Origin of the sequence: Nocardia niigatensis NBRC 100131 (assembly GCF_000308655.1) — a bacterium.
GTDB lineage: Bacteria > Actinomycetota > Actinomycetes > Mycobacteriales > Mycobacteriaceae > Nocardia > Nocardia niigatensis.
The window spans coordinates 12,634-35,179 of record NZ_BAGC01000003.1 but is presented as its reverse complement, the minus strand read 5'-3'; the positions used below and the strand labels follow the sequence as shown (position 1 = coordinate 35,179).

Sequence of the window (22,546 nt, the reverse complement as noted above, 5' to 3'; positions counted from 1 at the left end):
ACGCGAGTTTATGGGGATGGCGGGGTGGGCGTGCACCCGGCATCGGGGCCCGCGGCGTGATTCACGCCGCAGTCAGCCTCTGTAGAGCATCTTTCGATAGCCCTCACCCGTGTAGTAGGCCTCGAGCTGCTCGAAGGTCTCGGGTGTGGTCGGCTGCACGTCCTTCACCAGGCGCGCGACGCTCGGCAGCGTGTCCTGCGCCCACCGCTCCGGCTGCCATATCCCACTGCGCATGGCCGATTTGGAGCAGTGGAACAGGATCTGCTCGATGGCGACCTCGATGGCCAGGATCGGGCGGTTGCCCTGCACGATCATGTCGTCGAAATACGGCGCCTCGCGCACCAGCCGGGCGCGGCCGTTGATGCGCAGGGTGTCGCCGCGGCCCGGAATCAGGAACAGCACGCCGACATGCGGATTGCTCAGGATATTGAGATAGCCGTCCGCGCGGCGATTGCCGGGCCGCTCGGGAATGGCGATAGTCGTGTCGTCGAGCACCTTCACGAAGCCCGCCGGATCGCCCTTCGGCGAGGCGTCGCAATTGCCGTCGGCGTCACTGGTGGCCAGCACCACGTACGGTGAGCGCGCGATCCATTCCCGATCCCAGTGATGCAGGGAGTACCGGTCCTTGTTCCGCGGCCGCGGTGCGACCTCCCCCAGCAGTTCCCGCAGTTCGACAGGATCGGTGATCTCGCTCATGCTTCCGATTCAACGCGGGGAAAGAGCCTCGCACCAGCCTTTTTCACCGGTGCGAGGAATCCGTCCGGGCGTGGGGGCGGCCGCTAGGAGTCGAACATGTTCGGCTGGCCGGCCGCGTAGCGCTGAATGTCGAGCTGCCGGAAGGGCTCCAGCACCTCGGTGCGGTACAGCGTGAACAGCTTGCAGCGCGGGGCATCCGAACCCGCCACGTCAAGCAGCTTGTTCACCGCGGTGCGGGCCGCCTCGGACGCGCCCTCCATGGTGGCCAGGTCCACATTGGTGCGCACGTAATCGCCTGCCAGATACAGGTTCTGGAGCGAGTCGGAATGCGATTCCGGGCGCAGCGCCCACGAGCCCGCCGTATTGATCAGCAGCGGATCGGCATTGGTGTTGCGCTTCTGCCCGGCATCCCAGGCGACGCCGCTGTCGAGGAACCAGGAGTGCAGATCCTCGTCGCGCAGCAGGTCGGCGCGATCGTTGAGGTGCGCCTTCAGCTGCGCCCACACCTCACGCGCGATCTCTTCGTGGGTGCAGTCCTTGGCCGTCTTGCCGTAGAGCATGCCCGGCGTGTTCCAGTCGGAGATGTCGACCGACAGGCAGTCCTGCACGGTGCCGTCGCCCATGCCGGTGACCGGGGTGCGATTCCAGAACTGGCCCTGCGCAATGGAGGTCAGCGACCACGGGGAATCGACGTACGCGGTGTGGCCGCGCGCGATATCGGTGGGGCGGCGCAGGAAAAACTGGATACCGGTCATCCAGTCCACCGTCAACTGGCTCATGCCCGCCAATTCCGGTCGCAGCGACAGGATTTCGGGCGTGAGCAGAGTACGCGCCACTTCCACGGGCAGCGCGCTCACGAAATGGTCGGCCGTGACCGTCCGAGCCGCCCCCGACGCATCCACCACGCGCGCACCGGAAATGCGCGCGCCCTCCAGATCCAGACCCTTGACCTCGGCGTTGACGAAGGTGACGCCGAGATCCCGGAGCCGGTTCGCCCAGGGATCGATCCATGCCTCGTTGGTGGAACTGTTCAATAATCGGTCCAGCGCACCGTCATTGCCGACCTCGAGCGGGTTGCCCAGGAACTGCTCTCCCATGGTGCCGATGGTCAGCGTGCTGGCCTTGTCCTCCCGTGCGGCCACCAGCAGCGTGGTGAGCGTGCGCGAGAGCAGCATGCGGAATTCCTTGGAACGCTTGCCCGCGCCCACGAAATCGCGCCATGGCACGTTGTCCCACTGTCCGTATCGGCGGGCGTCGCAGCTGGAGTTGAACACCAGCAGGCGACTCGCGAAATAGAGGGCATCGCTGGTGCCCATATTGGTCGAGGTCGAAATGGCCGAGCCGACGGTCTCGCGGAAATCGTCGGGGCTGGACCAGGTCTTGCCGAATTTGCCCATCGGAATGATGGTGTCGTCCGCGTCCTTGCGCGAGAACCGCGCCTCGGGCGCGGCGACCAGGTTGTCCCACACACCATTGGCGTTGCCCGCGAACGGAATTCGCCGCATGGTGTCGGGAATGTGGCGGTAGAAGCCGGGGAAGAACCGGAATCCGTGCTCACCCCACAGTTCCGGCCGCCCGTCCTTGCCACTGCCCGGGACCGCGATGCTGCGCGCCTTGCCGCCCAGGGCCCGCCGTTCGTAGACGGTCACCTCGAAGCCGCGCTCCGCCAGTTCGTGTGCCGCGGTCAGTCCCGCGACCCCGCCGCCCAGCACCGCTACCCGACGTCCGGTCTCGGCCCGGACGGCGGCCGGCCGGGCGACCCCCGCCGTCACCGCGCCTGCCATCGCTCCGGCCGCGACCGCTCCACGCAGCACTGATCGCCGCGTGACGGACAAACGTTGTCCTGCCATACCCGTTACCTCCCACGCCTGGTCCGCATCCTATGGAGCTGTCGCAGACAGATGGTCGGTTGGGGTGGAAATTTTCATCCCGAAGACCCGAAAAAGGGCAAATTCCCACAAATAGGACTGCTCAGCTAGGCCTCGACAAGAGTTGAATCCCGTTCTGACCGGCGTGTCGTTCTGGCGGGTCGGATGGGTCCGGGCGTGTCGAGCGCGGTGGCCGGGACCCGGCGGCCCGCCGAGGTGGCGGTGAAGGCGCCGGCGATCACGATCACGGCCCCGCACAGGCACAGCACGGACGGGGTCTCGCGCAGGAAAGCCCAGGACGCGGCGATCCCCACCACCGGCACGGCCAGCGACAGGGGCGCCACCGTGCCCGCGGGATAGCGGCTCATCAGGTACGTCCACAGCCCCGATCCCGCGATGGTCCCCAGCGCGACGATGTAGGCCAGGGCCGCGAAGGCGGGCCACCCGGTCGCCGAGCAGGAACCGATCAGATCGTTCCAGCCGGTGGCCGGCCCCTCGGTGAGCGCGGACAGCGCGAACATGGGAATCGGCGGCACCACGGCCATCCACAGGGTCAGGTGCAGCGGGTTCACCTCCGCGGACGAGGCCGCCGCCAGGCGGGACCCGATATTGCCGAAGGCCCAGCCCAATCCGCCCAGCAGCGTCAGCACCAGGGGCAGCAGCGCCGCGTGCTGCGAGCGATCCCACCCGATCAGGGCCATCCCCGCCATGGCCACCGCGATCCCCGCCAGCTGGATGCCTCGCAGCCGCTCCCGCAGGAACACCGCGCCCAGCAGCACGGTGAACGGCGCGGACGACTGCAACACCAGCGACGACAAACCTGTCGGCATCCCCGCCCGCATGGCCGTGAACAGGAACGCGAATTGGAGAATCCCGAACCCGATCCCGTACAACAGCAACCACTTCCACGGCACCCGCGGCCGCGGCACGAACACCAGCACCGGAATCGCGATCACAGCGAACCGCAGCCCCGCGAAGAAGAACGGCGGAAAGTGCTCGAGCCCCACGTGGATGGCCAGGAAGTTCAACCCCCACAGCACCACGACGGCCAGCCCGAGCACGCGATCACGATTGGTCATGCCGAAGATCTTGCTGACGCTAATAGATAAGAACAATCGAATAATTCTGCACCGATAAGGTAGTAGAACTTAACTATGCCGAGCCCCGACCCACCTCGCTCAGTCCCACCCCCGCGCCGCGTCCCCCGGGCGACGCGCGTCAAACCGCCCCGCCCCGACACGGCCCCGGTTCGAGCGGGTCGAGGCACGGATAAAGCCGCGAAGCCCGGCCCCGCGGAGCCAGGCGCGACACAACCCGGCGAGTTCGGCACCGGGCGGTCCGATGGGCCGCTCATGTCGCTCGAGAGGTTGCGCGTGCTGCGGGAACTGGCCGATCGCGGGACGGTTGCCGCAGCGGCCGAAGCGCTCTCGATGACGCCGTCGGCGGTGTCGCAGCAGTTGAAGGTGCTGGCGCGGGAGGCGGGGGTGGCGCTGCTGGAACCGGATGGGCGCCGGGTGCGGCTGACCGATGCGGGACGGGCGCTGGTGGTGCGGGCCGATGAGGTGCTCGAGGCCATGGAACGCGCGGTCAGCGAGATGGCGGAGTATCGCGGGTCGCCGCGCGGACGGGTGCGGGTGGCGCTGTTTCCATCCGGGGCGGCACTGCTGCTGCCGCACGTGCTGGCCGAGCTGGCGGACTCCGGCGTGGACGTGGTGGCCCGCGACGAGGATGTGCCACCGAGCGAGGTACCGCGTTTGCTGGCAGATTACGACCTGGTACTGACCCATCGGGACGAGCGCGCGCCGTCGCTGGGCGGGCCCCGGGTGTCCTCGCGCGTGCTGATGCGGGAGCCGATCGACGTGGTGGTCGCCCCCGACCACCGGCTGGCCCGGCAGGGCGCGGTGGTCCCGGCGGAACTGTCCGACGAGACCTGGATCAGCGTGCGCACCGGCTTCCCCGTCGACGACGTCCTGCGCTCCATCGCCACCGTGACCGGAGTTCAACCCCGAATAGCCCAGCGCCTCAACGAGTTCGGGGTCATCGAGGCCCTGGTCGCCACCGGCTACGGCGTGGCCCTCATGCCCCGCTACGCCGTCCGCCACCCCGACCTGGCGATGCTCCGGCTGGCCGGCGTCCGCGCCGCCCGCGTCTACGATCTCGCCACCCGCCCCCACGCCGACAAGCGCCCCGCGGTCGCCATGGTCATCGCCGCCTTCCGCGCCGCGGCACGCCACGCGACGGGCGCGGAAATCAGCGGTTGACTTGGAGTGCGCTCCAAGTCATAGCGTGTGCGGCATGAGCATTCGACTCGGGTATCAGATGCCGAACTTCAGCTACGGGGTCGCGCCGCGGGACCTGTTCCCGGCGGTGGTGGCGCAAGCACGGGAGGCCGAGGCGGCCGGCTTCGACGCGGCCTTCGTGATGGACCACTTCTACCAGTTGCCGCTGCTCGGCGCGCCCGACGAGCCCATGCTGGAGGCGTACACCGCGCTGTCCGGCCTGGCCGCCTCGACCGAGCGAATCCAGTTGTCCGCCTTGGTAACCGGCAACACCTACCGCAATCCGGCGCTCACCGCCAAGACCGTCACCACCCTGGACGTGGTGAGCCGCGGCCGGGCCGTGCTGGGTATCGGCGCGGGCTGGTTCGAGCTCGAACACCAGGCCTACGGCTACGAGTTCGGCACCTTCACCGAGCGGTTCGAGAAGCTCGAGGAGGCGCTGGAGATCATCACCCCGATGCTGCGCGGGCAGCACTCCACCTTCGACGGCAAGTGGTACCGCACCAACGACGCCATGAACGAGCCGCGGGTGCGCGATGACCTGCCGATCCTGCTCGGCGGCGGCGGTGAGAAGAAGACCTTCGGGCTGGCCGCCCGCTTCGCGGACCACCTGAACATCATCTGCAACGCCTCGGAGATTCCGCGCAAGCTGGAGGCCCTGCACGCGCGCCTGGACGAGGCGGGCCGCGACCCGAAGACCCTCGAGACCAGCTTCCTGGCCTTCGTCATCGTCGACGAGGACGGCGACCGCGCCCGCAAGACCCAGGCCGAGATGCTGGCCCGCATCGGCATCACCGATCTGGGCGCGCTGCCCAACGAGGCGCTGCGCAACACCCCGGCCGACCGTCAGTTCGTGGGCACCCCGGACCAGGTCGCCGAGCAGATCCAGGCCCGCGTGCTCGACCAGGGCATCGACGGCGTCATCGTCAACCTGGTCACCAACGGCCACGAGGCGGGCACCGTCGAGCTCGCCGGGCGCGCGCTGGCCCCGCTGGTCCACGGCTGACCCGGAAATGGACGATGCCCCGCGGTTCCGTTGAACCGCGGGGCCTTCCGTTGTCGGCGGGCTCAGCCCTGGGGCGGGAAGCCACCGCCCTGGGGCGGCGCGAAACCGCCACCCGGCGGCGGCGCGAAGCCACCCTGCGGACCGCCCGGCGGCATGCCACCCTGGGGCGGGAAGCCTTGCTGCGCAGCCTGATAGCCGAAGTCGTCGGCCACCATGGCGGCCAGTTCCAGCAGCGCCCGCCGGGTCGGCTTGCCGACGAGTTCGAGGTCGATCTCCGCGCCCTCGGCCAGGTGGTCGTCGAACGGGACGACCTGCACGGCCCGGGTCCGGTCCAGGAACAGCTTACGCAGCTGATCCAGGTCCACCGTCGAGGAACCCTTGCGAGAAGCGTTGACCACCACCACGGTTCGCTCCACCAGCTTGTGGTAGCCGTGGTGGTCGAGCCAGTCCAGGGTCGCCGAGGCGCTGCGCGCGCCGTCGATGGCCGGGGAGGTCACCAGCACCAGCGAGCTGGCCATATCGAGCACGCCGGACATGGCCGAGTGCATCAGTCCGGTGCCGCAGTCGGTGAGGATGATGTTGTAGAACTGCTGCAGGATGCCGATGGCCTTGCGGTAGTCCGCCTCGGAGAACGCCTCCGACACCGCCGGATCCTGTTCGCTGGCGAGCACTTCCAGCCGGCTCGGCGCCTGCGAGGTGTGGGCGCGCACATCCGAGTAGCGCGAGATGTGCCCGTCCTCCAACAGATTCCGCACCGTGGATCGGGTCTGCCGGGGCACGCGGTGCGCCAGCGTCCCGAGGTCGGGGTTGGCGTCGATGGCGATCACCCGGTCACCGCGCAGCGAGGCGAAGGTGGAGCCCAGACCGACTGTGGTGGTGGTCTTTCCGACGCCGCCCTTGAGCGACAGGATGGCGATCCGGTAGTCCCCGCGCACCGGCTGGTTGACCCGGTCCACCAGCTGCCGGTACACGACGTCCGCGGCCGACTCGCCCGGATTGATGGCGCCGCCGGACGCCTTGTGCACGGCCCGCCGCCACCCGCTGCGCGGCGCCCGTTTGGCGCGCTTCAACAGGTTCAGATCATTGACCGAATGCCCGGGCGGTAATTGCTGACCGAAGCCCTGCTGCCCGAAACCGTTCTGCTGCTGCGGAAAACCCTGCTGCTGCGGATTCCAGCCCGGCTGGAAACCCACCTGCGGCTGCGGCTGGGACTGCTGCGTGTGCGGCGCCACGGCCGGGGGCGGCGACCAGCTGTAGATCGGCCCGCCCGGTTGATCATTGGACGGCGCGAACTGTCCAGGATGTCCCGGACCACCGAAATGCCCTGGCTCCCCGGGCCTTTCGCCGTCACCGCGCGCGCCCGGCGGTTCGGAGAACACCCGGCGCACCATGCCGTCGCTGCCGATCTCCTGCCGGATCTCACCATAGGGAGTCTGATCGCGCACCTCGCCCAGCGGCGCGCCCGGAGGCGGAAAACCGCCCGGCGCACCGGGATTCGGCGGCGGCGCGAACTGCCCGGCGTCCGGCGGCGGGAACGCCCCGGCGGGCGGGAAGCCCGGCTGGCCGTACGGCCCGGGACCGCCCGGCGCGAACTGATTGTGACCGTCAGCCGCGAAAGGGTTGTGGCCTTCCGGCCCATAAGGTCCCGGGAAGGGGCCGCCCGGCGCAGCGAAGGGATTGGGCCCCTCGCCCGGTCCCCCGTGCAGCACGGTCTGGTCGATCGAATCCGGCACCGGCGGGAAGAATCCGGCCACCTGCTCCTCGGCGTCGGTTCCGGTTTCGCGGATCTCGGCGGACTCGTCCTGCGCTGCCGCGTCTTTCGCCTCCGAAACCTTGACGGCGTCGTCGGCGTCCTCCGCCGTAACCGGCTTCGAATTCTGATCTTTCGTGGTCACGTGTCCCCCATCTGCTCGACGGCTCGAACAGAGAGCTCGGCGCTAATGCGACCCAACGCTAGCATTGTTGACCGGCTCGGACGCGGCGAGCCCGCCTCGACGACGTCGAGACGGGCTCTCCTACCTGCGATTTCCCTCAGGCCTTGCGGGCAGCGCGGTTGACCGCGGAGACGACCGCGCGCAGCGAGGCGGTCGTGATGGAAGTGGCGATGCCCACACCCCAGGTGACCTGATCGCCGATGGCGCACTCGACGTAGGCGGCCGCCTGCGCGTCGTCGCCGGAGGACATGGCGTGCTCGCTGTAGTCCAGCACGCGCACGTCGTAGTCGATGGTGGCCAGCGCGTCGACGAAGGCGGCCAGCGGGCCGTTGCCCTCACCGGAGACGGCGTGCTCGACACCGTCCACCTTGACGACGGCCTCGATGTGGTCGACGCCACCGTCGGTCTCGGACGCGGTCACCTTCTGACGGATGCGCTCCAGCGGCAGGATCGGGGTCAGGTACTCCTCGGAGAAGACGTCCCACATCTCCTTCGGGGTGACCTCGCCGCCCTCGCCGTCGGTGATCCGCTGTACGGCCTGCGAGAACTCGATCTGCAGGCGGCGCGGCAGCACCAGTCCGTGATCGGTCTTCATGATGTAGGCCACGCCGCCCTTGCCGGACTGCGAGTTCACCCGGATCACGGCCTCGTAGGTGCGGCCCACGTCCTTCGGGTCGATGGGCAGGTACGGAACCTCCCACACGATGTCGTCCACATCGGCGCCCTGCGCGTCGGCCGCGGCCTTCATGGCGTCCAGGCCCTTGTTGATGGCGTCCTGGTGCGAGCCGGAGAAGGCCGTGTAGACCAGGTCGCCGCCATAGGGGTGGCGCTCGGCGACCGGCAGCTGGTTGCAGTACTCGACCGTGCGGCGGATCTCGTCGATGTTGGAGAAATCGATCTGCGGATCGATGCCGCGGGAGAACATGTTCATGCCCAGCGTCACCAGGCAGACATTGCCGGTGCGCTCGCCATTGCCGAACAGGCAGCCCTCGATGCGGTCGGCGCCGGCCTGGTAGCCCAGTTCCGCGGCGGCCACGGCGGTGCCGCGGTCGTTGTGCGGGTGCAGCGACAGCACGATGGCGTCGCGGCGGGCCAGGTTGCGGTGCATCCACTCGATGGAGTCGGCGTAGACGTTGGGCGTCGCCATCTCCACGGTCGCGGGCAGGTTGATGATCAGCGGCTTCTCGGGGGTCGGCGCGATGATCTCGGAGACCGCGTCGCACACCTCGCGGGCGTAGTCCAGCTCGGTGCCGGTGTAGGACTCCGGGCTGTACTCGTAGCGCCAGTTGGTGTCCGGGTAGCGCTTCTCGACCTCCAGGCACAGCTTCGCGGCGTCGGTCGCGATCTTCTTGACGGCGTCGCGGTCGGCGCGGAAGACCACGCGGCGCTGCAGGATCGAGGTCGAATTGTAGAAGTGCACGATCACATTGGTCGCGCCGGCGCAGGCCTCGAAGGTGCGCTCGATCAGCTCGGGACGGGACTGGGTCAGCACCTGGATGGTGACGTCGTCCGGAATCGCGCCGTCCTCGATGATCTCGCGGACGAAGTCGAAGTCGGTCTGCGAGGCGGACGGGAAGCCGACCTCGATCTCCTTGTAGCCCATGCGCACCAGCAGGTCGAACATGCGGCGCTTGCGGGCGGGGCTCATCGGGTCGATCAGCGCCTGGTTGCCGTCGCGCAGGTCCACGGCACACCAGCCGGGCGCGCGGTCGATGATCTTGTCCGGCCAGGTGCGGTCGGGCACGGTGACGGGCTCGACCTCGTCGGCGAAGGGCCGGTACCGGAAGACCGGCATGGAGGAGTTCTTCTGCGTGTTCCAGGCGGGCTGCTCGGCCGGCGCCGGCTTGGACGGCGGGGTGATGGAGCGCGTACCGGATACGAAAGCATCAGCAGATGACATGGCGATTTATCTCCGAGGGTGTGGCTGGATCCCAGTTATGGGGTAGACCGGCACGGCAGAGCCCCGCGGCGGGAGCCGGTCCGAATCAGACCCCGTCGCGGCGGCCGAGGAGAAGTGCCCGCTGCATGATGATCAGGAGTTTACAGGGGCGCAATAGACGCCTGGAAGTCGGGGAGGCGGGGGCCACAGTCCGAGTGTGTCACTCCTCGGCCGGGATCGGTGCGACATCCACCGACACGCTGATGGCGGATTCCCGGGCATCGGTGTAGATGATGCCGCGCAGGGACAGTCCCGACAGTTCGGGCGACACGCGGTCAGCTCCCGCAGATGTCGCAGGCAGGTGATATCACCGTAACGACGCGTGAAGGAGGTTGCGGTGCATCCTGCGGGTTGTTCACTGTGCGAATCGGCCCTCGATCACTGTCACGGGACTCTGATCGTGCACGCCGCCGGATCGGTGGAGTGCACCGAATCCGACTGCTTCGACACCGATCGGCCGCGGCACCTGTTCGTGGCCGACTGCTCCGACATGGCCGGCGGTTGCGCCTGCTCCGCCGATGCCGCGAAGACCGGGCGGCGGACCCGCGCGGGCTAGCCACTAGCCTGGCCGGGTGAGCTACGACCTCGTTCTGCTGCCGTCCGGAGCTGCCGTGTCCCCCGCCCAGGTGGACGCGTATCTGACCGCGCAGGACGGCAGGCCGGCCGGTGACGCCGTCACCGAGATCGCGGCCGAACTCGACAAGCGCAATGCCGAACTGCCGGAGGCGGACAGCTTCCTGGGTTCACCCGCCGCCGACGGCGTGCTCGGCGACGCCCTGTTCGTCTCCACGCCCTACGACGCCATCGGGCATGTGCGCGGGCTGCTGTTCGAGCTGGGCACCCCGCGCGATTACGCGCTGTGGGATCCGCAGCTGGCCTGGCTGATGGATCCGGCCGGATCGGTCACGGCCGCGGTCACACACGGCGGGGCCGGTGAATTCCCGTATCTGACACGAGAACTGGTGGACGTGTGGATTCCGGAGCTGGGACAGCCCGGCCCGTATCTGATCGTGGAAACCGGGGAGCAGATCTACATCCAGACCTATCGACATCCGGACGGACATTACGACCTCGAATACCGGGAAGGGTCCGCCGACAAGCATTTCGCCGCCACCGCTGACGACACGCGAATTGTGGCGAATCTCATCTGGGGCTGGGCCACCGGAGATCGTTCGGGATTCGCCGCGCTGGATTGGCAGCGTCTCACGTTCTGACCGTCGAATAACGGACAGATTTCAATTTCCACCTCCAACCCCCCGGAATGAAGGCTGTGCACGGGCAGGAAAGCTAGCATTTCGCTAATTGCACGCGGTGTTTCCGAGTTTGTACGCATTACTCACCGAGGCGAGGAGCGAAACATGAAGCTACGCCCGTCCTTCAAGACCGGGACCTTGCGTAAGGGCTTGGCAGTTATCGCCGGTTTGGCGGCCACCTTCGCTATCGCCGTGGCATTGCACGCCAGCGGGGCGGGAGCGGATATCCCCAGGAACGTTCAGCACATCCCCTGCCCGCAGCCGGCGGCGCTGCCCGCGCCGCCGACCTGGACATAATCGTTACAAAGCCCGCCGTCCGGAAAGAGCGCGGCCCAGTGTCAATTCGTCGGCGAATTCCAGATCGCCGCCCATGGGCAGGCCCGAGGCCAGGCGCGTCACGCTCAGTCCCGGGAAATCGCGGAGCATGCGGACCAGATAGGTGGCCGTCGCCTCACCCTCGGTATTCGGGTCGGTGGCGATGATCACCTCGGTGACGTCCACGCCGTCGTCCTGATTTCCGATGCGGGTCAGCAATTCCCGGATGCGCAACTGGTCGGGGCCGATACCCGACAGCGGGTCGAGCGCGCCGCCGAGCACGTGATAGCGCCCGCGGAATTCCCGGGTGCGTTCGATGGCCTGTACATCCTTGGGTTCCTCGACCACACAGATCATGGTGCGGTCACGCCGCGGATCGGCGCAGATACGGCACAGTTCACCGTCGGAGACGGTGCCGCAGACACCGCAGAACCGCACGCCGTCCCGCACCTTCTGCAGGGCCGCCTGCAGCCGGTCGATCTCCGGCGGCTCCACCGAGAGCAGATGAAACGCGATGCGCTGCGCGCTCTTCGGGCCGACGCCGGGCAGTTTGCCGAGCTCGTCGATGAGATCCTGAACCGGACCCTCGTACACCTACCCAGCCCCGATCAGAGCCCGGGCAGCGCGCCGCCGCCGAGACCGCCGGCGAGCGGGCCCAGCCGCTCGGCGGCCAGGTTCTGCGCGGTCGCCATGGCGTCGTTGAGCGCGCCGATGATCAGATCCTGCAGCGTCTCCACGTCCTCGGGATCGACCACCTTCGGGTCGATGGTCAGCGCCAGCACCTCGCCGGTCGCACGGATCCGGGCGCGCACCAGGCCACCGCCCGCCTCGCCCTCGACCTCCGACTCCGCGATCTCCTGCTGTGCGGCCATGACGGCCTGCTGCATCTGCTGGGCCTGGGCCATCAACTGCTGGAAATCGAAACCTTCACCGGGCTGCACGGCGCGTCCTTCCTGGGGGATGGTGATCGGTCCCCAGCCTAGTCGGCGACGCGCGCCCCGCTGCTTGACTCTCCCCCCGCTGGAGGGTGTTCGCTCAGGGCATGACGGCAACGGTTCCGATCGGCGAGTTCTCCCGGCTCACCTACCTGACCATCAAGACGCTGCGGTACTACCACGAGATCGATCTGCTGGCGCCGGTCGCGATCGACCCGGGCTCCGGCTACCGGTTCTACTCGACCCAGCAGGTGGACCAGGCGCACCTGATCAAGCGCCTGCGCGAACTGAACATGCCGCTGCCGGAGATCAAAGGGGTGCTGGCCGCCCCCGATCAGACGACGCGGGACGCCGCCATCCGGGCGCATCTCGAGCGGATGGAGGCCGAGCTGGTGCGCACCCGCGACGTGGTGGCCTCGCTCCGGGCGCTGCTGCTGCCGTCGGCCGGGATCAGCGTCGAATATCGTTCCATCGCAAGCTATCCGGCGCTGGCCATGCGATCGGAGGTGGCGCGCGAGGACTGCGACCAGTGGTGCGAGCACAGCTACGGAACCATGTACGAGCGGCTGGCCGCGGCGAATCTCCCGCCCGCCGGGCCGGGCGGCGCCACCTACGCGCCGCAATTCTTCGAATACGACCGCGGCGAGGTCGTCACCTTCGTGCCCATCGACCCGGGGCACCGAGACCGCTTCGGCATCGAGGACGTCGTGGACCTGCCGGCCCGCCGGTTCGCGATCGCCGTCCATGCCGGCCCGTTCACCGAATTCGACCGCACCTACGGCGCGCTGGGCAGCCATGTCGCCGAGCACGACACCGCACTCGCCGAACCCGTGCGCGAAAACTACCTGGTCGGGCCCGGTGACGCCGAGCCCGCCGACTACCGCACCGAAGTCTGCTGGCCCATCGGCCGGCTCTGAAAAGGAGAGAATCATGGCACTGTCCCTCGGCAACATCACCTTCGACTGCCACAACGCCGCCGAGCTGGCGGGGTTCTACGGTCAGCTGTTCGAGCGTCCCGTCGACGACGGCGCGACCGAGTACTTCGCCACCATCGACAACGCCGCCGCCACACCGACGTTCATGTTCATCCAGGTGCCCGACAAGAACCCGGGCAAGAACGTGGTGCACCTGGACCTGCACTCGCCCGACCAGCAGGCCGAGATCGCGAAGGCTGTCGCCCTCGGGGCCAAGCATCTCGCCGACTTCGACGAGTACGGCGTGAAGTGGGCGACGCTGTCGGACCCCGAAGGAAACCTCTTCGATATCGCGCAGGACTAGCGGCTCCGCGAACTAGGCCAGTTCCTTCTTCAGGTTCTCGAGCACCTCGGCCTGGATCTTCTTCAGGCCGAGCGGCGCGAAGATGCCCTCGAAGATGCCGCCGATGCCGCCCGCGCCCTTCCAGGTGGTGCGCACGGTGACCAGCGAGCCGGCGCCGGACGGGGTGACGGTCCAGGCGGTCACCATCGACGAGTTCGAATCCCGTTCCGTCACCATGGAATCGGAGACCGAGATGGCGGCGCGCACATTGCGCGACCGCTTCTCGGTGGCCTGCAGCGTCCACTCCGCGACCGTGCCCGCGCCCTGGCCGCCCTCGACCACCTTGTAGTCGCGGTAGTGCGAGGAGAGGATCTTCGGCCGCACTGTCTCGTAATCGGCGATCGCGTCGAGGGTGCGCTTCGGATCCGCCGCGACGACGATCGAACTGGAGGCGCTGACCTGTCCCACCATGTGCTCCTTAGTGATTGCGGGCTGACCGGCACTCTGCCCTGTTACCGCTCGGTCATGCTACGCCGCATCCGGGTGCGTCGGTTCGCTGCGCCGCGTCGGGTCGGCCACCTATTCTGGGTGCACTACTGCGGGGGAGGACGCGGTGATGACGCGGTTCGTGACCTGGATCCGGCTCAATATCGACGGTGTCGTGACGCTGGTCGTGGCGGCCACGGCCATTGTGGTCGAGGCCTTCGACAAGTTCGCCAATCCGAATGCGGTCAGTGGCGCGACGCTGCTGGTGTTGAGCCTGCTCGCGCTGACTCTGCTGCGCGACCGCAACCGGACCTCGCGGTTGGTCCGGGAGCTGGCGGCGGTGCGGCTGCTGCACGGCGCCGAGATCGATCAGGCGCACGCGCGCGCCCGCCGCGACACCGACAACTGGATCTACAAGGGCGGCACCGGAACCTACCTGCGCGCGGTCACGCTGCCGTATTTCCTGGGGCGCGCGCGCGACGAAAGCCACCTGCTGAATCTGCGGGTGGAGGTCCTGGACCCGGGCAACGAGCAGCTGTGCCTGGCGGACGCGCAGTACCGCAATTCGCTCCAGCCGCAGGGCGATATCAGCGGACGGCCGTGGACGCCGGACCGGATTCGCAAGCAGTCCTACGCCACGGTGCTGGCCTGCGCGTGGTACCGGCAGCAGTCGGAGTTCCTGACCGTCGAGCTCGGGCTGTCGTCGACGCTGTCGACCTACCGCTGGGACATGTCCGACAATGTGGTGATCATGAACCAGCGCGGCTCGAAGACCCCGGCGCTGCTGTTCGAGCGCGGGAAGTCCCAGTATTCGGATTTCACCCGGGAATTGGCGGTGAGTTTCAAACAGGCGCGGCCGGTGCAGCTCAGCCGCGACGCCGATCTGCGGCCGCCGAGCGAGCCGACGATCGGGCAGGTGCGCAGACTGCTGGAGAGCCTGGGGCTGCCCCTGCCGGCCGTCTACACCGACGAGGACGTCATCGAGATCGTGGAATACGCACTGCACCCGGTGACCACGTTCTAGCCGGTGAGCAGCAGTCCCGCGGTGGCGGCGACCGTCGCGGCGACCGCCAGCACCAGGCCGGTCAGCACGAACCGGCGCATGGGGACGCGCACCTTGTGGGTGCGGCAGAACTCCAGGCACAGCAGCGTGGCCAGGGAGGCCCACGGGGTGATCACCGGGCCGACATTGGTGCCGATCAGCAAAGCCAGCAACTGATTCCGCTCACCTGGGGAGATCACGACCTCGCCCGCGGTGTAGGCGGGCAGGTTGTTGACGACATTCGACAGCGCCGCGCCCGCACCGGCGGCCCGGAACACGCCGAGGCCGCCGGCGTCCTGCCCGATCAGATGATCCATCACCGTCGACAGTCCGTGCGCCGACAGCGTGGGCACCACCAGGAACAGCCCGGACACGAAAACCAGCAGCTGCCAGGGGAACAGCGACAGCCGCAGCGCCGGGCGATCGCAGATCGCGAAGGCCAGCACCGCGATGGCGGCGGCCACGGCGGCCGCGATCCCGATCCGATCCCCGACGAACGGGATGGCCAGCACGAACAGCACGCACGCGCCCCCGGACGCGTACAGCAGCACCCGCTCCCGCAGATCCGCCGGCCGGATCGGCTCCGGCACCACATATCGGTCGTCCCCGCGCTGCGACCGCCGCCAGTACCACCACCACAGGCACACCATGGTGACCGCGATCGAAAGCAGTTGCGGCAGCCACATTCTGGCCGCGAAACCGGTCGCGTTCAGCGCCACCCGGTCCGCGGCCAGCAGATTGGTCAGGTTCGAGACCGGCAGCAGCAGACTCGCCGTATTCGCCAGCCACAGCGTCGTCATGGCCAGCGGCAGCGGCGGAATCCGCGCCGGGCCCGCCAGCGCGATCATCACCGGCGTCAGCAGCACCGCCGTGGTATCCAGATTCAGCACCGTCGTCGTGGTCGACGCGAACAGCACGCACAGCAGGAACAACCCGGCATAATTCCCACCGGCAATGATCGCCAGCCGATGGGCGATCACGTCGAACACCTTGGCCCGCCGGGCCAGATTCGCCAGCACGATCACGCTGGCCAGGAACAACAACAACGGCGCGATCCGCCGCATGTTCTCCGCCGCCTCGTGCCTGGGCAGCAAACCCGTTGCCACACACAACAACCCGACGACCAACACCGTCACCCGCACAAGGTCCAACCCACTCGGCCGCCACGCCGTGGGCACAGCACCGCCTTCGACCAGCTTATCCACGCGTCCGCCTGGGGCTTCGGCGGCGGCTACCCACGATCTCAGCGGCAGCCCCGAGGACGGCAGCCCTTCGTCCGGCCGGCACCCCGTTCAGCGCAATCTCGACAACGAAGATCCGCGCGAGCGCTTTGGCCGTCGGGGCAGAAATGCCCATCGCCACGGCAAGTAGTAAGGCGTTCATGGGATGGGACCCAGTTGTTCGGGCATTGGCCAATGATCGCAGGGTTGGGGGGAGGCCGAGGACTGTCGCACGGCCGAGAATTGCGAAAGAGATCAATTCGATTGGCCTCGAGACGCTTTCGATGGCGGGATACTGGCGGGGTGACGCTGTGGGGTGGGCGGTCGCGGATGCTCTTCACGAGTTACTCACCGGCCGACGAGCGGTGGGCCATCTGGCTGGCCTGGCAGTTGGAGCATGCCGAGGCGCGGTATCGAACCGTGTTGTCGTCGTGGGATTTCGATCCGGTGACCAACTATGCGGACTTCGTGCAGCGCGGGGTGCGGGAGTCCGATCTGGTGCTGGCGGTGCTGACGCGGGATTACGTGTCCTCGCGGCACGCGAACCGGGAGTGGCAGGCCGCGCTGGATGTGGATCCGGGGAAGCTGCTGGCGGTTCGGGTCAGCGAGTGTTCGCTGGAGTGGCTGCCCACGGGTGTGGCGTGTCTCGATCTGCTCGGGGTGAGCGATGCGTCCGAGATGCGGCGGGCGGTGCTGGACCGGGTCGAGCGGATGCTCTCGGACCGGTGGACGCCGCGGCGGCAGCCGGACCCGCGCGCGGACGAGATCTTGTCTCCGGCACCGGAATCCGCCGTGGTCCGCCGACGGCCGCTGTCACCGCCCGCGTTCCCGGCGGACATGGCGGCGAGTCGCAGGCATTCCGGACTGTCGATCCTGCACGTCGGTGGCCCGCGGTTCGGCCGCGCCGTCACGTCGGCCGATATTCCCGCCGATCCCGAAGGGTTGCAGTCGCATATCTACGGCGCGGTCACCGAGCTCATCGATCGGGAGGTGCCGGCGCCGGATCTGATCGTGGTGAGCGGTGACCTCACCGAGTCCGCCCACCCGACCGAATTCCGCAAGGCCGTCTCGTTTCTCACCGGGCTGCGGGTGCTGCTCAAGCTGGAGCCCGACCGGTTGGTCGTAGTGCCGGGCAATCACGACATCTCCCGGCTCCTCTGCCGGGCCCACTTCCTCGACTGCGAGGCCAACGACCGCCTCCCCCGCGCGCCCTACTACGCGAAACTGCGGCTGTTCGAGCAGACGTTCAACACCCTGTACCGCGGACTCGACAATCTGGTCTTCGATGTCGGCCAGCCCTGGACCCTGTTCCCGGTGCCCGAATTACGGCTCGTGGTCGCCGGATTGAACTCGACCATGGCCGCCACGCATCGACCCGAGGACGACTACGGCTTCATCGGCACCGAGCAGAAGGACTGGTTCGCCGAGCAGCTGCGCGTCCACGAACAGCAGGGCTGGTTCCGGCTGGGCGTCCTCCGCCACGATCCCGCGCCCGGCCCGAACGTGTCGCCGTACGACCCGGGCGTGCTCCGCGACGCCGAACGCACCTTCCGCCGCCTGGGCCCGCGCCTGAACCTGCTGCTGCGCGGCCCCGGCCGGGCGGGCCGCTCGCTCGCCCATCCCACCGGCACCCTGCCCGTGCTGTCGGCTCCCGCGCCGGGCCAGGCCGAACTCCTCCACATCACCGTCGCGGGCCTGACCCGCTATCGGTGCGACGACGCCTTCGAGACGCCCATCCCGCAGGAACTCGCCTGGACGAATTGCGCTGTCGCGCTGTCGAGCCGGGCCGCACGCCCCGAACTGCCGCCCACCCCGCAGCCCGAACCGCGACGGCCCGAGCTCCGCGCGAGCGAGACCGCCCGGCCCCACGACATGCTGCTGGAGCAGGTGGCCGAGGTGTGCGAGGTCCGCTATCCGGGCGCGCGCATCCGCCGCATCGCCTCCGATCCGCCGTACCTGCTGGTCACCGTGAATTCGGAGCCGGTGATCGAGCAGCTCATCATCGGCGCGCACGTGGGCGAGGTGACCGGCCAGGTCCTCGACGAATTCCTCGGCCCGGAACCCAAACCCGGCTCCCAGCTCATCTACCTGGGTCCCGCGCCGAGCCGGGAACTGCTCGACCGCGCGGCCGCCGAGGGTGTGCGGATCCGCAGCTTCCCCGATTTCCAGGGCATGGCCAATCTGAGCGACTACCTGCGCAAACAGTCGGCCCGCCTGCATGAAGACCCCGCCTACCCGCCCGATCTGTATGTGCCGCAACGCTTCCGCATGCTCGCCCCGCACGGCCGCGAGGTGCAGAGCGATCTGGTCGCCGAACTCATGCGTCTGGTGACCGCCGACGACGGTCGATTCGTGCTACTGCTCGGCGATTTCGGCCTCGGCAAGACCTTCGCCCTGCGCGAGCTGACCCGCCGCATCACCGCGAACGCCGGCCGGCTCGTCCCCATCCTCATCGAGTTGCGCGACCTGGACCGCACCAGCTCCCTCGACACCCTGCTGGCCGCGCACCTGGCCAACAACGGTGAATCCCGTATCGATCTGCGCGCCCTGCGCTACATGCTCGAACAGGGCAGGGTGGTGCTGCTCTTCGACGGCTTCGACGAATTGCTCACCCGCCTCAACTACGACAGCGCCGCCGAACACATGGCCACCCTGCTGCAGGCCGCGGTGGGCCGGGCCAAGGTCGTGGTGGCCGGGCGCACCCAGCATTTCAAGTCCTACGACCAGATCGCGACCGCGCTGGAGACGCAGGCGGAACCCCATCCGGATCGCTACCTGCTGAGCGTGGAGAACTTCACCGCCGAGCAGGTGCACGCCTTCCTGGTCAATCGCTACGGCACCGCCGGCCCCTCGGCCGACGCCCGGATGCGGCTGCTGCGCGGCATCCCCGGCCTGCTCGAGCTGGCCTGCAACCCGCGCATGCTGAGCTTCATCGCCGATCTGGACGAGCAGCGGCTGCGTACCGCGGCCGGGGCCCGCCGGATCATCGGGCCGACCCGGCTCTACCAGGAGATCCTGACCAGCTGGCTGAGCTACGAGATCGAACGCTCCCCCGAGCGCGCCAGCTCGCAGCCCACCCTGCGGATCGACGAACTGTGGCTCGCCGTCACCTATTTCGCGCTGCGGGTGTGGGAGACCGGGCAGCCCTATCTGGACCTGGCCGAGCTCACCGAGGTCGCGCTCGCCGCCGTGGAGGAGATCGACGCGAGCCGGCTCAATGTCGCGCAGTTCGTGCACACCCTCGGTTCCCGCAGCCTCATCGTGCGGGCGGCGGACAACCGGTTCGGCTTCATCCACTCGTCGGTGCGGGACTGGCTGGTGGCCAAACACATCGCCACCCAGCTGCGCGCCGGAGCCATCGTTCCCGCGCCCTTGGCGCAGGCGCAGCTCGAACCCCTGGCCGTCGAATTCCTTTGTGATCTGGCCGAAGTCGAACAGCTGCAGTCCTGGGTGGAGCGCACCCACGACGATCCGGACGAGCACGAGATCACCCGGACCAATGCCGCGCGGATCGCGGCCCGGCTGCGTATCTCGCCCGACCGGGACCTGCGCGGCCTGGACCTCTCGCGCGAGGACCTCTCCTTCCGCAATCTGCAGCAGCTCGACTTCACCGGCGCGACCATGACCGAGACCCGGCTGACGGGCGCGGTGCTGGACCAGGCGGTCCTGCGCGGCGTGCGATTGACGGGCGCCCAACTCGACCAAGCCTCCTTGGTCGGCACCGATCTCCGCGGAGCGGATATGACCGAGGCCCAGTTGACCAGCGCCAACCTGCAGAACGCCGACCTGCGCGGCGCCCGCCTGCACCGGGCGCACCTGGATCAGGCGTCCCTGATACGCGCGAATCTGGGTCGCGCCGACCTGACCGGGGCGCGGCTGGCCCGCACCGATCTCACCGGCGCGCGCGGCGAGGGCAGCCGCTGGACCCGGGCGGCGCTGCTCGACGTGGTCGGCAGCCCGATCGGCACCGACCTGGCGGGGTCCGGGCGGGTGCCGGGTACGCCGCCGCTGACCGAATTCGCCCCTGCCGCCATCGGTGTCAAGCACGGTGTGGACGCGCAGAGCGGACGCCTGCCCCGCCCGCTGGCCTACAGCCCGGACGGCGGCACGGTCGCGGTGGGCTGCGATTCCGGCAGCGTGGTCGTCTACGGCGCCGACACCGGGCGCACGCTGCGCACCCTGCACGGCCATCGCGCCCGCACCTTCGCCGTCGTCTACACCGAGCAGGTCCTGGTCACCGGTTCGGCCGACAGCACCGTCCGGATCTGGGACGCGGCCAGCGGCGCGGTCCGGAAGATCCTGTCCGGCCACGAGAATTGGCCGTGGCCGCTCGAAACCGACGCGGCCGGAACGTTGCTCGCCACCGGTGACGCGGCCGGGGTACTGCGCGTCTGGCGGCTCCCCGACGGCGAACAGCGGCACGAGTTCCCGCCCCCGGACGGGAATCCGCAACGCATCTACTGCATCGCCTTCCACCGCGACCGGGTGGCCGCCGCGTATCACGATGGCACGGTACGCATCTGGCAGCTCTCGACCGGCACCGAGGTCGCCGGGTTCCGGGGCGCGCCGGGCCCGATCCGCCGCGTCTGCTGGGATCCCGACGGCACGCTGCTCGCGGCCGGCGGTGCGGACGGCGTACTGGGCCTGTGGGATCCGGCCACGGGGGAACTGATCCGGGACCTGTCCGGGCACGGCGACATCGTGTACACCCTGGCCTTCCACCCGGTCGAGCCGATCCTGGCCAGCGGCGACACCGGGGGCGGAATTCGCCTGTGGGACAACGGCACCGGTCAGACCCTGCACACCCGCGCCGAGCACGGCAGCGCGCGCATCCACTGGCTCGGCTTCGATCCGGCCGGCGACATGCTCGCCTCCGGCGATACCGCGGGCGCGGTCTACGTGCGCGACGGCCGCACGGGCGCGCCGCTGCACCGGCTCACCGGTCACACCGGATCCATCTGGCCCTTCGCCTTCCGCCCCGACGGCACCCAACTGGCCGTCGCCGACGACCAGTTCGCCCTGCGCATCTGGGATCCGGCGTCCGGCGAGCGCCTGCATACCCTCAACGGGCACGGCCGCCACGTACGCGCTGTCTCCTTCAATGCCGACGGCACCCTGCTCGCGGGCTGCGGCAACGACGGCAGCGTCCGGCTCTGGGACGCCGCCACCGGGCGGCTGGCCCAGCGCCTGCAGGGCAGCCCGGACGGGCTGATCACCTTGGAGTCCGGCGTCTTCAGCCCGGCCCATCCCGCCCAGCTGGTGACCGTGGGCAATGCCGGGCGGCTGCGGGTGTTCGATATCGACGCCGCCACCGCCGAACGCGAGATCACCGTCGACTCCGCCCCGGTCTGGGCCATCGCCTACGACCCGACGGCCCGCTACATCGCCACCGCCAATGACGACGACACCGTCACCCTGTGGACCCGCGAGACCGGCGGCGAGCACGCAGTCTGCGCCGAGCATCGCGGCCGGGTGCGCTCGATCGCCTTCGACGCGGCCGGCGCGAGAATGGCCACCGGCTGCGACGATGGCCATATCCGGCTCTGGGACGTGGCCTCCGGGGAACTGCTGGAGACCCTGTCGGACCCGGTCCGTGAGAGCGCCGGCGGCCACCGGGTCTACGGGGTGGCCTTCCACGAGGAGAGGCTGGCCAGCATCTCCTGGGACGGCACGGTGCGAATCTGGAGTCTGACCGGCGGTCCCCCGCTGCACCGGCTGGACCTGCACCGCGGGCGGCTGTGGTGCGTGGCGGTGGATCCGGTGTCGGGCACGCTGGCCACCGCGGGCGACGATCTGGTCGTCCGCCTGTGGGACATTGCCTCGGGCCGGCATCTGCACACCCTGCACGGCCATCGAAACCGAGTGCGATCCTTGGCTTTCGCCCCGTCTGGCCGCCTGCTGGCCAGCGCCGGCAACGACGGCTCGATCATGCTGTGGTCACTGGCGGACCCCGGCGTGGCGCCGCAGCCGTGCGGCACTCTGCTCGGGCTGCCCGAGGGCTGGGTGGCCTTCACGCCGGACGGCCGCTACAAGACCGAGGGCCTGACGGCGGGCCAGTTCTGGCACGTGATCGGACTGTGCCGTTTCGAGGCGGGCGAACTGGATCCCTATCTGCCACAGATCCGGCAGATGGAGCTCGACGACCCACTGTGACGACCCGTTGTAGGGGGCTCGGCCGCACCGTAACCCAATTGTTAGCTGAAGTAACAATCATCACGGCGAGGACGGGAATACCCTCGCTACGCGGCAGGTCGCACCCGCCGGCACGCATGCAAACTGTGCGTGAAAAACCGCCCCGCCGGTGCTCGCCTGCTGG

At 68.8% G+C, this 22,546-nt stretch carries 18 protein-coding genes; 9 read left to right on the top strand and 9 right to left on the bottom strand.

Features of this window, described 5'->3' with window-relative positions:
* Nucleotides 1-72: 72 nt before the first annotated feature.
* The 3 genes from ON33_RS01630 to ON33_RS01620 all read right to left on the bottom strand — a co-directional run bounded on the left by ON33_RS01630 (nt 73) and on the right by ON33_RS01620 (nt 3,643).
* Complete coding sequence (locus ON33_RS01630; protein ID WP_040854062.1) at nt 73-696, bottom strand: pyridoxamine 5'-phosphate oxidase family protein; 624 nt, start codon at nt 694-696, stop codon at nt 73-75.
* An 83-nt stretch (nt 697-779) separates the two neighbouring features.
* On the bottom strand, nt 780-2,546 hold the full coding sequence (locus ON33_RS01625; protein WP_040854060.1) for a hydroxysqualene dehydroxylase: 1,767 nt from the start codon (nt 2,544-2,546) through the stop codon (nt 780-782).
* Nucleotides 2,547-2,671: 125 nt separating this feature from the next.
* Complete coding sequence (locus tag ON33_RS01620) at nt 2,672-3,643, bottom strand: EamA family transporter (RefSeq protein WP_051151529.1); 972 nt, start codon at nt 3,641-3,643, stop codon at nt 2,672-2,674.
* 273 nt (nt 3,644-3,916) lie between these two features.
* On the opposite strand from ON33_RS01620, the gene ON33_RS01615 reads away from it, so the two are divergent.
* Together ON33_RS01615 and ON33_RS01610 are read left to right on the top strand one after the other, a co-directional pair.
* Nucleotides 3,917-4,825: a LysR family transcriptional regulator gene (locus ON33_RS01615; protein ID WP_040854058.1), complete on the top strand. Its 909-nt coding sequence runs from the start codon at nt 3,917-3,919 to the stop codon at nt 4,823-4,825.
* A 34-nt stretch (nt 4,826-4,859) separates the two neighbouring features.
* Nucleotides 4,860-5,849: an LLM class F420-dependent oxidoreductase gene (locus ON33_RS01610; protein WP_040854056.1), complete on the top strand. Its 990-nt coding sequence runs from the start codon at nt 4,860-4,862 to the stop codon at nt 5,847-5,849.
* A 62-nt stretch (nt 5,850-5,911) separates the two neighbouring features.
* Here the strand turns inward: ON33_RS01610 and ON33_RS01605 are convergent, their stop codons facing one another.
* Together ON33_RS01605 and leuA are read right to left on the bottom strand one after the other, a co-directional pair.
* Nucleotides 5,912-7,744 (bottom strand): MinD/ParA family ATP-binding protein, encoded by a 1,833-nt coding sequence (locus tag ON33_RS01605; RefSeq protein WP_245550258.1) that lies wholly within the window; start codon nt 7,742-7,744, stop codon nt 5,912-5,914.
* Between the two features lie 136 nt (nt 7,745-7,880).
* The gene (leuA, locus tag ON33_RS01600) at nt 7,881-9,683 is read right to left on the bottom strand and encodes a 2-isopropylmalate synthase (protein ID WP_040854054.1); all 1,803 of its coding nucleotides are present in this window, start codon (nt 9,681-9,683) and stop codon (nt 7,881-7,883) included.
* 376 nt (nt 9,684-10,059) lie between these two features.
* Between leuA and ON33_RS01595 the strand changes: the two genes are divergently transcribed.
* The 3 genes from ON33_RS01595 to ON33_RS01585 all read left to right on the top strand — a co-directional run bounded on the left by ON33_RS01595 (nt 10,060) and on the right by ON33_RS01585 (nt 11,272).
* Nucleotides 10,060-10,278 carry a hypothetical protein gene (locus tag ON33_RS01595; protein WP_063710928.1) on the top strand — a complete coding sequence of 73 codons (219 nt, stop codon included), beginning with the start codon at nt 10,060-10,062 and terminating at the stop codon, nt 10,276-10,278.
* A 16-nt stretch (nt 10,279-10,294) separates the two neighbouring features.
* On the top strand, nt 10,295-10,936 hold the full coding sequence (locus tag ON33_RS01590; protein WP_040854052.1) for a hypothetical protein: 642 nt from the start codon (nt 10,295-10,297) through the stop codon (nt 10,934-10,936).
* Between the two features lie 144 nt (nt 10,937-11,080).
* A complete protein-coding gene (locus ON33_RS01585; protein WP_040854049.1) occupies nt 11,081-11,272 on the top strand; it encodes a hypothetical protein in 192 nt (63 codons plus the stop codon).
* 3 nt (nt 11,273-11,275) lie between these two features.
* On the opposite strand, the gene recR is transcribed toward ON33_RS01585, so the two are convergent.
* Both recR and ON33_RS01575 read right to left on the bottom strand, forming a co-directional pair.
* Nucleotides 11,276-11,884, bottom strand: a complete 609-nt coding sequence (gene recR, locus ON33_RS01580) for a recombination mediator RecR (RefSeq protein WP_040854047.1) — start codon at nt 11,882-11,884, stop codon at nt 11,276-11,278.
* A 14-nt stretch (nt 11,885-11,898) separates the two neighbouring features.
* Complete coding sequence (locus ON33_RS01575; protein ID WP_040854044.1) at nt 11,899-12,231, bottom strand: YbaB/EbfC family nucleoid-associated protein; 333 nt, start codon at nt 12,229-12,231, stop codon at nt 11,899-11,901.
* A gap of 101 nt (nt 12,232-12,332) precedes the next feature.
* Here ON33_RS01575 and ON33_RS01570 point away from each other — a divergent pair, with 101 nt between their 5' ends.
* Together ON33_RS01570 and ON33_RS01565 are read left to right on the top strand one after the other, a co-directional pair.
* On the top strand, nt 12,333-13,142 hold the full coding sequence (locus ON33_RS01570) for a MerR family transcriptional regulator (protein ID WP_040854042.1): 810 nt from the start codon (nt 12,333-12,335) through the stop codon (nt 13,140-13,142).
* 13 nt (nt 13,143-13,155) lie between these two features.
* A complete protein-coding gene (locus tag ON33_RS01565; RefSeq protein WP_040854038.1) occupies nt 13,156-13,503 on the top strand; it encodes a VOC family protein in 348 nt (115 codons plus the stop codon).
* A gap of 12 nt (nt 13,504-13,515) precedes the next feature.
* Here ON33_RS01565 and ON33_RS01560 read toward each other — a convergent pair whose 3' ends face one another.
* Nucleotides 13,516-13,950 carry an SRPBCC family protein gene (locus ON33_RS01560; RefSeq protein ID WP_040854488.1) on the bottom strand — a complete coding sequence of 145 codons (435 nt, stop codon included), beginning with the start codon at nt 13,948-13,950 and terminating at the stop codon, nt 13,516-13,518.
* A gap of 148 nt (nt 13,951-14,098) precedes the next feature.
* On the opposite strand from ON33_RS01560, the gene ON33_RS01555 reads away from it, so the two are divergent.
* Nucleotides 14,099-14,992, top strand: coding sequence for a hypothetical protein (locus tag ON33_RS01555; RefSeq protein ID WP_040854035.1), 894 nt, complete (start codon nt 14,099-14,101; stop codon nt 14,990-14,992).
* Here ON33_RS01555 and ON33_RS01550 read toward each other — a convergent pair.
* Complete coding sequence (locus ON33_RS01550; RefSeq protein ID WP_245550257.1) at nt 14,989-16,146, bottom strand: SLC13 family permease; 1,158 nt, start codon at nt 16,144-16,146, stop codon at nt 14,989-14,991. The genes ON33_RS01555 and ON33_RS01550 overlap by 4 nt on opposite strands.
* A gap of 414 nt (nt 16,147-16,560) precedes the next feature.
* Between ON33_RS01550 and ON33_RS01545 the strand changes: the two genes are divergently transcribed.
* On the top strand, nt 16,561-22,383 hold the full coding sequence (locus ON33_RS01545; RefSeq protein WP_063710927.1) for a WD40 domain-containing protein: 5,823 nt from the start codon (nt 16,561-16,563) through the stop codon (nt 22,381-22,383).
* Nucleotides 22,384-22,546: the final 163 nt, after the last annotated feature.

Coding starts and splice junctions, on each gene's coding strand:
- ON33_RS01630 (WP_040854062.1), bottom strand. CDS start 696: ATGAGCGAGATCACCGATCCTGTCGAACTGCGGGAACTGCTGGGGGAG.
- ON33_RS01625 (WP_040854060.1), bottom strand. CDS start 2,546: ATGGCAGGACAACGTTTGTCCGTCACGCGGCGATCAGTGCTGCGTGGA.
- ON33_RS01620 (WP_051151529.1), bottom strand. CDS start 3,643: ATGACCAATCGTGATCGCGTGCTCGGGCTGGCCGTCGTGGTGCTGTGG.
- ON33_RS01615 (WP_040854058.1), top strand. CDS start 3,917: ATGTCGCTCGAGAGGTTGCGCGTGCTGCGGGAACTGGCCGATCGCGGG.
- ON33_RS01610 (WP_040854056.1), top strand. CDS start 4,860: ATGAGCATTCGACTCGGGTATCAGATGCCGAACTTCAGCTACGGGGTC.
- leuA (WP_040854054.1), bottom strand. CDS start 9,683: ATGTCATCTGCTGATGCTTTCGTATCCGGTACGCGCTCCATCACCCCG.
- ON33_RS01585 (WP_040854049.1), top strand. CDS start 11,081: ATGAAGCTACGCCCGTCCTTCAAGACCGGGACCTTGCGTAAGGGCTTG.
- ON33_RS01570 (WP_040854042.1), top strand. CDS start 12,333: ATGACGGCAACGGTTCCGATCGGCGAGTTCTCCCGGCTCACCTACCTG.
- ON33_RS01565 (WP_040854038.1), top strand. CDS start 13,156: ATGGCACTGTCCCTCGGCAACATCACCTTCGACTGCCACAACGCCGCC.
- ON33_RS01555 (WP_040854035.1), top strand. CDS start 14,099: ATGACGCGGTTCGTGACCTGGATCCGGCTCAATATCGACGGTGTCGTG.
- ON33_RS01545 (WP_063710927.1), top strand. CDS start 16,561: ATGCTCTTCACGAGTTACTCACCGGCCGACGAGCGGTGGGCCATCTGG.